Genomic DNA, 13,083 nt, shown 5'->3' with positions numbered 1-13,083 from the left:
AATAGATAGTCTAGATGGAAGCTCATAACGGTAAATGTATTATTAGGTACATTTTACACCATAAACTCAGGAGAGCCTAAGTTATTATCGAATGATGAAATTACCGCCTCTTCACAACGCGGAGTCGGAGGAGAAATCTGCATAAGCCAATCTCGACTATTTTAGAGGTAAATGTTTGTTGATAAGAACGATCGCTTATCCTAAAAACCTGGTTTCTTTATCCCGTGCGATCGCCTTTCTCCATTCAGCTTGATTGATGATTTGCAGAAATATAGTCTGAATTAATAAAATATTCATAAATTTGACTCGTGTTAAAATCAAAGCTCAGATCGGAATAGGAGAAAATTCTTATGCCAGCGATGACACTCAAAGATTTAAACCAAGTTCAAACCCTTTTTTCCGAAGCGGGTTTAGATTACAAAATTGAACTAGAAGACGGGAGACTTTCAATTGTGGGGCCATCAGACATCGTATCCAGTGAAATCAGCAGTATTTTGATTCGCTTGCTGGGTAACTGGGTTTATCCCCGTCGCTTGGGGAGAGTGTTTGACTCCGCAGGCGGTTTCATCATGCCGGATACGAATGTCAAAGCACCGGATGTTTCTTTTGTCCGCGCCGCCCGCTTGCGCCAAAGTCCGCGTTATTTTGGAGAACTTGTCCCCGATTTGGTTGTTGAGATTAAATCTCAGAGCGATCGCATTAAGCCTATAGAAGCCAAGGTTTTGAAGTTTATAGAATTGGGTGCGATCGTCGGAATTCTGATCGATCCTGATGAAGAAACAGTGACTATTTATCGCTCTACAGGTGAACCGACTGTTTTAGGAAATGGCGATATCTTAACAGTAGCAGAACTTTTTCCCGGTTGGGAATTGCCCGTTTCGGAATTGTGGCCTCCTATCTTTACGGAGGAAGAAACACAATTCTGATGCGTTTAAGCTTGGGATTGTTGTTGTTGCAGAAAATAGCCGACGAGATAAAGCGAACCGCAAAGGATTGTGAGGTTGTCGCCTGTAACAGCAGCATCTAAGGCTGTGGTTAAGTCGGGGAAGGCTTGACAGAGTGTTAATTCCGGGCAGATAATTTGAGCTAGGGTGGCTAATTCTGCGGGGGATGATGAGTTTTGATCGGGTACGGGTACTAAGTAAAGTCGATCGCCCTTTTTGAGTAATGCTTTCAAAATATCATCGCAGTCTTTAGTCGCAAGAATGCCGATTACCCAGTTAATCGGTGACGGGTGATTGTTCAGGCGATCGACATATTCACGCAGGGCGATCGCTGCGGCGGGGTTGTGCGCCCCGTCAATTAATATATTGCGGTTTTTCCAAGTAGTCTGCTGGAGTCTTCCGGGCCATTGGGTTTTGGCTATACCGTTGGCGATGGCGGTTGGGGAGATTTGCCATTCTTGGTTTTGGAGAATTTCGAGAGTTGCGATCGCAATTGCTGAATTCATTAGTTGAATTTTCCCCAGCAGCGGCAATTGATATTTTATTTTAACCGCATTTTGATTTAACTGATATTCTGCGAAGCCTTGTCCTAAATCTATTGCTGGTTTTACCCAAGTTGCCGGACAGTCTAATTCTTGAATGCGTTTTTCTACTACTATTCTAGCTGATTCTGGCAATTCCCCGATAACTGCCGGACATTTTGCTTTAAGAATTCCCGCTTTTTCCCCAGCAATATCTGCCACCGTGGGGCCGAGTATTTGCCAGTGTTCGAGACTGATAGAAGTGATGACGCTAGCGAGGGGTGTTTCGCAAACGTTAGTCGCGTCTAATCTACCGCCCAATCCAGTTTCTATGACTGCGATGTCTGTTTTTTGTTCGGCGAAATACAGCCAAGCTGCGGCGGTGATTATTTCAAATTGAGTCGGGGTTTCGTTGTTGTTTTCGGTGGCGGCGACAACTCGTTGGAGACACTGCTGCAATTCTGTTGGGGAAATCGGTTTTTGGTTGATGCAAATTCTTTCTGTCCAATCGATTAGATGTGGGGATGTGTAGCGCCCGACTCGATAGCCTGCTTCTGTTAGTACGGAAGAAAGATAAGCGCAAACGGAACCTTTGCCATTGGTGCCGGCAATGTGGATAATGGGTACTTGTTTGTGGGGGTTGTCTAGTTTTTGGAGAAGTTGGTGAATTCTTTCTAAGCCGAGATGGACGCCGAAGTGTTGGTAGGATTGGAGGATGGATTCTGCATTCATTGAGGATGATAAACTCTGTTTGTGTGTGAATTATATTTTTTTATTAACCGCAGAGGGCGCAGAGTGAGAGAAGAAAGAGATAGATATCTAATAAAAGAGAGGTTTATAATTGATTTATTGTATTTATTGCGGGTTAAAAAAGGTGGCTTTGGATATTATTTCTCTGTTTTCTGGTTGTGGGGGGTTGGATTTGGGTTTTCGCTTAGCTGGGTTTAATCCGGTTTGGGCGAATGAATATGATAAGTCTATTTGGGATACGTATAATTTTAATCATCCTGAAACTTTTTTAGATCCCAGAGATATCAGAAAAATTAATTCTGATGAAATTCCCAACTGTATTGGGATAATCGGGGGACCTCCTTGTCAAAGTTGGAGTGAAGCAGGCGCTAAACGGGGGATTGATGACAGTCGAGGCCAACTTTTCTGGGAGTATATCAGAATTGTGCGGGACAAGCAGCCTTTGTTTTTTTTAGCTGAGAATGTTAGCGGTATTTTGGCTCCCAGAAACAAGGATGCTTTCACTTATATATTATCGCAGTTTGAGGACATCGGGTATCGGGTTTCATACAAGTTGGTGAATGCTAGAAATTTTGGTGTTCCGCAAGATAGGCAAAGGGTGATTGTTGTTGGCTATCGACAGACTTTGGGTTTTGGTTTTGAGTTTCCCGAACCTGGAACCGATGTTTTGACGCTGAAAGATGCGATTTTTGATTTGCAGGCGATCGCCCCTATGTCAGTTAAGGGTAAATTAGATAATTATCACGATTCTGTCCCAAATCACGAATGTGCGGATTTGGGGTTTTCCAGCCTTTATATGTCGCGCAATCGAGTTAGAAGTTGGTGTGAACCTTCTTTTACTATTCAGGCAAGTGGCAGACACGCACCTCTCCATCCTCAAGCTAGTAAAATGATTTTGGTTGGCAAAGACAAGCGCATTTTTGATCCCAATTCTCCTCAGCCTTACCGTCGGCTTTCTGTGCGAGAGTGCGCGAGAGTTCAGACTTTCCCGGATGAGTTTATTTTTAAGTACAAGTATATTGCTGATGGATACAAAATGGTCGGCAATGCTGTTCCTGTGAATTTGGCTAGGATGTTAGCCTGTAAAATTTTTGCCGATATTTCTGCCTTCTAAAACAAACCTTATCCCGCATCTCTCTGTTGATTTTTTACTCCGCGTGGGCGAAGTCAGCGCGCCAGCGCTTCAGCGACCGAAAGTTTGTGTAGGATTAGTTTAAACCGCCGAGTTTTATTAAAAATAATCTGCATTTATCTGCGGTTTCCGTATCAATCAAATATTAATCCAATAAGTCTAGTTTACTATACAGATTCTCACAAAAATTTGGTTAACTCGCTGAGATTGTGCTGAATCGCATTTGTCCCGCGAATATGAGACAAGGGAGAACCTCCGTACAAAAAGCTGTTTAAGCTAATTTGATAATTTTGCTGAACTGCTAAATCCAGCCACAAATTGTTAATCGCATCTCCCGGTTTGTAGTCGGGAATGTTGTGCTGGTAGTAAGGAAAACTGTCTATACAAGTATTGAAAAAGTTTTTGCGCCCGCAATGTTTTAAATATTGATAGCGCGGCTTAAATTCTGTTTGATTTTCCAATACTGTATATATAGTATCTGCGAGAGATTCTGGGTCGAATTTGGCGTAAAGGCCCGCACCTTCAGGGAAAACAGGCGAGTTTCCTCTGGCGTATTGGTTGAATTCTTCAAAACAAATTACTGGTACGTTGCAACTCATTGCTTCGGTAATCCCCCGGTTTTTTCCTTCGAGGAGGGAACCGAGGACGAATGCTTGTGCTCGCGAATAATATGTGGGGATTTCGCTGTAGTAGTCAACTCTCGGCACTAAGTTAATGTAGTCGGAGGGATTGGTTAAAATTGTCTCTATTTGTTGCCATTCTTTTAAGGCGTACTCGTCGAGAGTTTTAAGGTTGCTAGCATCAAAGTCGTGGCCGGTGACTACTGTTAATTTTATCGGTTTTTGCGGATATTTTTGGCGGTAAACTTTTAAGGCTTTGGCTATGATTGGCAAATTTTTTTCTTCGGAAATTCGGGCGACGGCTAACAAGTCTATGTCTTTGGCGGGGACGTTGCGCGGGGAAATTAAGTATTCGTTGATGAAGTCGGTGTCTTGCAGTGGTATGATTGGTTTGTAAGCGCGATCGACATAAGTCTCGCGAAACCACTTATCTCGCTGCGGGTTTTTGTATAAACTAGAGTAGGCGTCAGCTATGGGGGCCCAGGAATAGGACGTTCCGGGGGAATAGGTGAAGGAGAAAAATACTGAGGAAAGTTGGGGAAATAGTTTGTTGATGAGTTCTACTGCTTCGCTGAAGTAAATTCCTTTGATGAAACGCCCTTCGTAAAACAGTGGGGGAAGCAAGACGTAGAAACTGACGGTATCGAAGCGGTGGGGTTGGTCTTCAAATATCTCCCAGCTAAAGGCGTCTAAGTCTGCATAAATTTCGGCGATTGGTTTGTTGATGTGGGGGTTGCGTAAATATGGTTTTTGTCGATCGTAGTTTCCGCGTACCATAGAAGTTTTTTGGTATTATTGTATAGCAATGTTATTTGTTGTGTGAACAAGATTTTTTTTATGAACCGCAGAGGGCACAGAGGGCGCAAAGGAGAAGAGAAGAGAGATATTCACAATTCATCTAAGGGTTCTTCTCCTGATTCATTGTCGCCAATTGTGAGGGCGAGTTGGTAGATTTGGCGCCGGGGGAGGGATGTTTGTTGCGCTAGCTGGCGGCTGGCTTGGGAACGACTTATGCCTTCTGCAATTAATGTTTGCAATTCTGCTTTAATGGCATCTTCGGAAAATATTGGGGCGGCTGTTTGGATACCGGCAATTACGAGGGTAAATTCTCCCTGGGGTTCGCGATTGGTGTAAAGCTCGATCGCACTTTCTATACTACCACGCCAAAACTCTTCGTGCATTTTAGTTAACTCTCTCGCCAGCACAATCTGTCTGTCGCTTCCCAAACTATTTGCTAAATCTTGTAAAATTTGTCGCAATCGGTGGGGAGATTCGTATAATATTATAGTGCGGGATTCTATTTGCAAAGCTTCTAAACTTTGTTGGCGTTCTTGACCTTTCACGGGTAAGAAACCTTCAAATACAAATCTCTCTGTCGGTAATCCTGATGCAGTTATGCCAACAATGCAGGCGGTCGGGCCGGGAATCGGAATAATGTTAATATTAGCATCGGCACAGGCTTTGACTAACTCGTATCCGGGGTCGGAAATTCCCGGCATTCCGGCATCGGTGACGAGGGCGATATCTTTTCCTAAATGCAGCTTGTCGATGAGTTCGGGGAGTCGTTGGTGTTGGTTGTGTTCGTGATAGCTGATTTGGGGGGTTTTGATTAGAAAATGGTGCAAGAGTTTGCCTGTATGGCGGGTATCTTCGGCGGCGATGAAGTCTACTGTTTGCAAGATGCGGATGGCGCGAAATGTCATGTCTTCGAGGTTGCCGATCGGGGTTCCTACGATGTAAAGTGTTCCTGTGGTGGGATTTGCTTGCATTTTAAGAGTGGGATTTTTAACCGCAGATGGGACACGGGCGGGACGCCCATGCCACATATTTAAGAAGATATGAAAACCGGATTGTTTTTGGGATTGGCAACTTTAGATTTAGTTTATTTGGCCCAGAAGCCTCCGGGTGAAAATCAGAAAGTTGTTGCTTCTGATTGTACCATTGCTGCGGGCGGGCCGGCGGCAAATGCTGCGGTCACTTTTAGCTATTTGGGGAATGCGGCGGTATGGGCTGGTGTTTTGGGTACTCACGCGATCGCCCAATTAATTCGTGCAGACTTAGCGGAGTATAATGTCAGGATAATCGATTTGGAGCCTGGGCGATCGCACTCGCCACCAGTTTCCTCGATTATTGTAACTGAAGCAACGGGCGATCGATCGGTAATTTCCATCAATGCTACGAAATCGCAAGTTGACAGTCAAACAATTAACGAGGATATGTTAACATCCGTTAATATTGTACTGCTTGACGGACATCAAATCGCAGCCAGCAAAGCAATTGCTCAACTTGCCCAGTCAAAAAACATTCCCATTCTCCTCGACGGTGGCAGTTGGAAACCCGGATTAGAAGAAATCTTACCTTTTATTGAATGGGCGGTATGTTCGGATAACTTTTATCCGCCAGACTGCGACAATTCAGAACAAGTCTTTGCTTATCTCTCAGCAGCCGGCATTTCCAATATTGCCATCACTCGCGGTGATAAATCCATTTTATACCTCAGCAATGGCAGTTACGGCACTATAGAAATACCTCAAATTCAAGCCACAGATACTTTAGGCGCTGGCGATATTTTTCACGGCGCTTTCTGCCACTACATTTGGCAAAATAACTTTACAGATACTCTCACCGCAGCAGCTAAAACCGCTTCCGATTCTTGCAAAAACTTCGGAACCCGCGCCTGGATGAATAAGGGTTAATTTTAAATTAAAATTAACCAAACTATCCGGTTAAAACCGCTCAAAGCTAGAAAAGTTGAACTGGCAACACTTGTTGAGTTAAAATCCGGACAGCAACCTCGACAAAATTTGTGAACTTCCCTCTTCTCTTCCTTCGCGCCCTTAGCGCTTTCGCGGTTCGTTAAAATTGCTATATTAGTGAAACAACCTCAAACCAAACATTCCCAAAACAATATACCCGAATCATGTCTGACACCCAACCCCTAACTATCACTCTTCCCCCTTTACGGATTACCCTAAGCGAGCAACAACAGGTTAATCTAGAATGGCTGACGCAAAACTTGCCCAATCTACTCGCAGCGCCAAGTAAACCAGAAGTCCCCGACAATATGAAACAGTGGGTGGCGGCTAACAAATTATTAAATCAACCTGACGCAGAAATCATTCAAGCCTTAGTAAGTACGGGTATTGATGCGGAAACAGCCACCGCAGAAGTTACGGCGATATCCTCTCATCCGTACTTTCAAGCAGGTAGCCATTACGTACAGTTATTGCAGAAATTAGAATCGCATCTCAGGATTAACAATCAATTAGCTGCATTGTCTTCCAAGTTTGGCACAATCGAACGCAAAAGCAGCCTTTCCCGAGAGTATTTTCTAGAAAATTACTACGCCAAAAATACTCCAGTAATTATTACTAATATCATGCACAACTGGAAAGCGTTGCAGTTGTGGACGCCGGAGTATTTACAGGAAAAATATGGCGATGCAGAGGTACAAATTCAAGCCAACCGCAACTCAGACCCGAATTATGAAATTAAGATAGAAAATCACAAAAAAATTGTTTTGTTCCGTAAATATGTAGAGATGGTGGTCAAGGGCGGGCCTAGCAACGACTACTACATGGTTGCTAACAATCAAACTCTGGAAAGAGAGGAATTTAAACCGCTATTTAACGACATTGAAATATTCCCAGAATACCTCAATCCGACGGATACAAAAGGCAGAGTTTTCTTTTGGTTCGGTCCGAAAGGCACGATTACACCGCTGCACCATGACCCAGTTAATTTAATTTTAGCTCAAGTGTCGGGTCGCAAACTAATTAAATTGATTTCTCCGCAGCAAACACCTCTGCTTTACAATCACGTCGGAGTTTTCAGCAAGGTGGACGGCGAAAATCCCGATTATGACAAATACCCGCTTTACAGAGATGCGAAAATTATTGAATTAATTTTGGAACCGGGAGAGGCTATCTTTATTCCGGTCGGTTGGTGGCATCATGTAAAATCATTGGAGGTTAGTATTTCGGTTTCGTTTACTAATTTTGTGTTTCCTAATTATTATGAATGGAAATATCCTCATATTAATTGGTAATTGCTAATGTATTGTTCCCAGGGGCGGCCGCGGAGGCACCGCCCTACTGAAATCCGCGTTCATCTGCGTTCATCTGCGGTTCAAAATAAAGAAATTCATGAAAACTCTCGAAGAATTAAGCGCAATTTCGCGATCGATCGCCTGGAGTGCATCAGATATCCTACAATCCTATTATCGGCAGGATTCCAACACTCCTAACCTCGACATCCAAGAAAAAAAAGACGGCCCAGTTACCGCCGCCGATGTCGCTGTCAATTCTTACATTCTCGACGAATTGCAGTCGGCTTTAGGGAATGCAGAATTTGCCTATCTCAGCGAAGAAACTTACAAATCTTATTTAGAAAAAAACGGTCAAATTCCCTTACCTCAAAGTTGGGTTTGGATTATTGACCCTTTGGATGGAACGCGAGATTTTATTGACAGGACAGGGGAATTTGCCGTTCACATTGCTTTAGCGTTCGAGGGAAGACCGATATTGGCAGTGGTGGCTTGGCCCCAACAGCAAAAAATTTATTACGCAATCCGGGATGCGGGTGCTTTTGGGGAAAGTCGGGCAGGTTCTGCAGTCAAATTGCAGGTTTCGGCGCGAAATATACTGGCAGATTTACCTATAGTAACCAGCCGCAGTCACCGGGGCGAGCGCTTTAATCAATTATTGCACAAACTGCCATGTCAAAATCAAATAGCTGTCGGCAGTATCGGCTGTAAAATTGCGACTATTGTCGAACAAAAGGCTGATGTTTATATTGCGCTTTCGGGAAAGTCTGCACCGAAAGATTGGGATTTAGCGGCACCGGAATTAATTTTGACTGAAGCGGGCGGCCGATTTACTCGTTTTGACGGTACTGCTTTGCAATACAACCGGGGAGATGTCAGTCAGTGGGGGGGATTGTTGGCGAGTAACGGTTGCTGTCACGCGGCTTTGTGCGGGCAAGCTGAGCAGATTTTAGCGGAGATAGATGGGGGTTTGAAGTAATCAAAAGTTTAGTAGGGTGCGTTAGAAGACCGTATTTTCTGCACGACTAATTGCTTACGCACCCTAAAGTATGTATCAAAATTACTGAGTTTGAAATTTCTATATAATTGCACTTACGTTTAATAAATATTTGTGGTAAATCAATATCGCATTTTTTACAGTAATAATACTTAAGTATTTTCCACATTTTTATCAAAAGTTTAATTAACTAAGTATTTTTTAAGAAAAATTTACATATTTTCTGTAAAAAAACTGTTATTTTTAGGACAAAAGATGAAGACTCACCGGGTTTTTACGGAGAAAGGGTGTGTCTGTATAAATAAAAATTGATAGATAAGTAGTTGTGCAAAATTAATTACACAATATTTCTCCTGAAACCCTTGCCCAGCAAGGAGTCTTTCTGTAATTAATTTTGTGTGGTTATTTAGTTTCGGACGCCAGTCACGAAATTGCGGAATTTTTGTATTTTTTTGAAACCCCAGTCAGGTGTATTATGCCCAATTTAAATATTCCAGTTTCAGTAAGGTCGATCGCCTTTATCGACACTCAAGTTGAAGATTATCAAAGTTTGATTACCGGGGTAAAACCCGGTACAGAAGTAGTTGTTTTGGATGTGAACCGGGATTCGAGCGACCAAATTACAGAAATTTTAGCTCTTCGCAGCAATATTGACAGCATTCACATCATTTCTCACGGTGCTCCCGGCAGCTTGCAACTCGGCGACGGTAGCTGGAGTTTAGATGATATAGAGCGCGATCGGCACAATCTACAGCAGTGGTTTTCGCCACGAAACGACTCAATCCCCAACAATCGACCTCACATTCTTTTGTACGGGTGCAACGTAGCAGCAGGCGAGACAGGTAAAGCATTTATAAAACGCCTGAGTGAGTTAACCGGCGCGTCGGTTGCTGCTTCGCAAAACCTCACCGGAAGTGCAGCAAAAGGCGGCAACTGGTTCCTAGAAGTAACAGCAGGGAAAATTGCCACACCTTTAGCATTTCGACCAGAAGTGCTGGGGGCTTACAACCACGTTCTGTCCAGCTTCAGTACGGCTACTAACTTTAGTGCGGGTTTGGCCCCAACGGCCACTCCTTTATCAATTGGTACGGGCGACTTTAACGGCGACGGTTTCTCCGACTTAGCCGTGATCAACCTCAACTCCAGAGATATTTCCATATTGTTGGGGACGGGTACGGGCAGCTTTGGTACTGCTACTAACTTATTTAACCCCGGCAACGAGATTCCCAATTCCATTGCAGTGCGCGACTTTAATGGAGACAGCAAACTCGATTTAGCTGTAGCCAATCCTATTAGTGGCGCTAACGGGAATTTCATTTCCATCCGGCTGGGGACAGGTACTGGAACTTTTGGCAATCCTATCAACTTTGGTTCAGGGATAAATCCTCGGTCAATCGCTGCGGGCGACTTTAATGGAGATAGCAAGTTAGATTTAGCCACAGCCCCTTTGAGTGGCAACAACCTTTCAATTCTTTTGGGAGACGGTACCGGTAGCTTTAGCACTCCCGCTACCATTAATACAGTAGCATCTCTTACTATTGCCACAGCCGACTTTAACGGCGACGGCAAACTCGATTTAGTCACCTCGAACAATAGCGCCACTAACAATATTTCAGTTTTGTTAGGAGATGGTACGGGCAACTTTAGCGCCCCCGTTAACTTTAGCGCGAGGACAGGGAATCACTTGGTGGTTACAGGCGATTTTAATGGCGACAGTAAACTCGATCTCGCTGCATCGAATAGCGGTTCTAACAACGTTTCAGTTTTGTTGGGGGATGGTACGGGTAATTTTGGTACTGCTACCAACTTTAGTGTCGGATCATCTCCCGAATCTGTGGTTGCGGGGGACTTTAATGCCGACGGCAAAACCGATTTAGCCGCATCGAATAGCGGTTCTAACAACGTCTCACTCTTGTTAGGGGATGGTACTGGCAGTTTTGGTACAGCAGTCAATTTTAGTGTAGGAACTGTTCCTCGTTTGATCGCTGCGGCAGATTTTAATGCTGACGGCCAGTTGGATTTAGCGACCCCAAACTTTACCTCTAAAGATGTCTCAATTCTGCTAAATACACCGAATACAGTTAATTTGGGGGCTGCAACCTACGCTGGCACTGAAGGAACAACAGATACCACAGTCAATATTCCCGTCACTCTCAGCGGTGGCACTCCTTTTGCTGATGTAACAGTACCAATTGGGATCGACCCCAGCAGCACAGCCACCGAAAATTCCGACTACGCCTTTTCCCCTACCTCGATTACATTCCCCGCCGGTGCAACAGGTGACGCACTCACCAAAACTGTTGCAGTCACTATCAAACCTGACAATCTACCTGAAAACGCCGAAACCGCAATCCTCAACTTGGGCAAAATCACCGGAGGCATTGCAGGTACAACCAAACAAACAACATTAACTATTGCAGCCAACGGTACAGTTTCTTATGCCATCGCCGCCGGTACTGCCAGCATTTCTGAAGGCAATAGCGGCACAAAACCTCTGACTTTCACCGCGACTCGCAGCGGCAACACAGGCGGGGCAAGTAGCGTCAATTATACGATCGCAGGTACAGCTACAAACCTCAGCGATTACAACAAAATCGGCGGCACTTCTGGGGCAACTGCTGCTACTGGTACAATTAATTTTGCCGCCGATGAAACATCCAAAACCATTACTCTGGATGTATTAGGCGACACGATAGTTGAACCCGACGAAACCCTTGTCATCACCCTTTCAAGTCCCACAGGCCCGGGCGTAACCCCGACAATTACCACTGCTACCGCTACCACAAATATTACTAATGATGACAAAGCTGGCTTTACTATTAACCCAACAGCATTAACTACAAGTGAAGTCGGTGGCAAGGCAGAATTTACCGTCAAACTCAACTCTCAACCCACTGCTGACGTTACCATCGGTTTGAGGAGTGACAATCTTGCCGAAGGAACAGTTTCAACTAATAGCTTAACTTTCACTTCCGCTAACTACAATCAACCGCAACCAATAACGGTGAGTGGTGTTGACGATTTGGTAGCTGATGGCCCTCTACCTTACAAAATTGTCACGGCCGCTGCTGTCAGCACAGAGCCTAATTACAATAACCTCGATCCTGATGATGTCACCGTTACCAACAGTGACAATGAAACTCCGGGAATTACGGTGAATCCCACGGCAGGATTAACTACTGGTGAAGATGGCACCAAGGCTAACTTTACTGTGGTTCTGAATACTCAGCCGACTGCTGATGTGACTATCGGTTTGACCAGTGACAATGTTGCCGAGGGAACAGTTTCGACTAATAGCATAACTTTCACTACTGCTAACTGGAATACAGCGCAACCAGTAACAGTAACAGGGGTTAACGATAGCATTGTTGACGGCGATATTGGCTACAAAATAGTCACGGTGGCTACTGTTAGTACAGATCCGATTTACAACAACAAAGATGTAGCGGATGTTAGCATTACCAATAAAGACAATGATACCGCTGGTATTTCTATTACTCCCACGGCAACAACTGCTACTGAAGGTGGCCCGGCGGGCATTTATGACATCCAATTAATGTCGCAGCCGATCGCGCCTGTAACTATCACTCTCACAACAGGTGAGCAGATAGAGGCGATCGCCCCGATCACTTTCACTGCGGATAATTGGAATAATCCTAAAACCGTTACGGTGAAAGCTGTTGATGATACGATTGTGGAAGGCGCACAGAGCGTTAGTATCACTCACACTGTGAGCAGCACAGATGCTAAGTATAATGCGGTTGTGGTGCCAGGGGTGACAGTGGCGATCGCGGATAACGATTTAGCACCGCCGACACCGACACCGACACCCACACCAACACCAGTCACTCCCACACCGACGCCAACACCAGTCACTCCCACACCAACGCCAACACCAGTCACTCCCACACCAACGCCAACACCAGTCACTCCCACACCGACGCCAACACCAGTCACTCCCCCACCAACGCCAACAACTGGCACTCCCACACCGACGCCAACACCAGTCACTCCCACACCGACGCCAACACCAGTCACTCCCACACCAACGCCAACACCAGTCACTCCCACACC

Annotated in this window: 9 protein-coding genes; 6 read left to right on the top strand and 3 right to left on the bottom strand. The window is 44.8% G+C overall.

The genetic code is table 11. The features are described from left to right. Nucleotides 1-350 precede the first annotated feature (350 nt). On the top strand, nt 351-926 hold the full coding sequence (locus tag QUA40_RS24905) for a Uma2 family endonuclease (protein ID WP_333130852.1): 576 nt from the start codon (nt 351-353) through the stop codon (nt 924-926). Nucleotides 927-931: 5 nt separating this feature from the next. Here QUA40_RS24905 and QUA40_RS24900 read toward each other — a convergent pair whose 3' ends face one another. Continuing rightward, complete coding sequence (locus tag QUA40_RS24900; protein ID WP_333130850.1) at nt 932-2,197, bottom strand: folylpolyglutamate synthase/dihydrofolate synthase family protein; 1,266 nt, start codon at nt 2,195-2,197, stop codon at nt 932-934. Nucleotides 2,198-2,339: 142 nt separating this feature from the next. Between QUA40_RS24900 and QUA40_RS24895 the strand changes: the two genes are divergently transcribed. Further along, a complete protein-coding gene (locus QUA40_RS24895; RefSeq protein ID WP_333130848.1) occupies nt 2,340-3,329 on the top strand; it encodes a DNA cytosine methyltransferase in 990 nt (329 codons plus the stop codon). A 197-nt stretch (nt 3,330-3,526) separates the two neighbouring features. Here the strand turns inward: QUA40_RS24895 and QUA40_RS24890 are convergent, their stop codons facing one another. Beyond that, complete coding sequence (locus QUA40_RS24890; RefSeq protein ID WP_333130846.1) at nt 3,527-4,744, bottom strand: glycosyltransferase; 1,218 nt, start codon at nt 4,742-4,744, stop codon at nt 3,527-3,529. A gap of 110 nt (nt 4,745-4,854) precedes the next feature. Continuing rightward, on the bottom strand, nt 4,855-5,736 hold the full coding sequence (gene rsmI / locus QUA40_RS24885; RefSeq protein ID WP_333130844.1) for a 16S rRNA (cytidine(1402)-2'-O)-methyltransferase: 882 nt from the start codon (nt 5,734-5,736) through the stop codon (nt 4,855-4,857). Nucleotides 5,737-5,805: 69 nt separating this feature from the next. Between rsmI and QUA40_RS24880 the strand changes: the two genes are divergently transcribed. From QUA40_RS24880 to QUA40_RS24865, 4 genes are all read left to right on the top strand, one after another. After that, a complete protein-coding gene (locus QUA40_RS24880; RefSeq protein ID WP_333130842.1) occupies nt 5,806-6,663 on the top strand; it encodes a PfkB family carbohydrate kinase in 858 nt (285 codons plus the stop codon). Between the two features lie 224 nt (nt 6,664-6,887). Continuing rightward, entirely contained in the window at nt 6,888-8,015 is a 1,128-nt protein-coding gene (locus QUA40_RS24875) for a cupin-like domain-containing protein (RefSeq protein ID WP_333130840.1), read from the top strand. A 97-nt stretch (nt 8,016-8,112) separates the two neighbouring features. Next, on the top strand, nt 8,113-8,991 hold the full coding sequence (locus QUA40_RS24870; RefSeq protein WP_333130838.1) for an inositol monophosphatase family protein: 879 nt from the start codon (nt 8,113-8,115) through the stop codon (nt 8,989-8,991). A 493-nt stretch (nt 8,992-9,484) separates the two neighbouring features. Next, nucleotides 9,485-13,083, top strand: a 3,599-nt coding sequence (locus QUA40_RS24865; protein ID WP_333130836.1) for a DUF4347 domain-containing protein, incomplete at its 3' end; no start/stop codon positions are given.

Origin of the sequence: Microcoleus sp. Pol11C3 (assembly GCF_036701485.1) — a bacterium.
In the GTDB taxonomy this organism is placed as follows: domain Bacteria; phylum Cyanobacteriota; class Cyanobacteriia; order Cyanobacteriales; family Microcoleaceae; genus Microcoleus.
The sequence above is the reverse complement of the archived record's forward strand: the minus strand, read 5'-3'. Positions and strand labels throughout refer to the sequence as shown.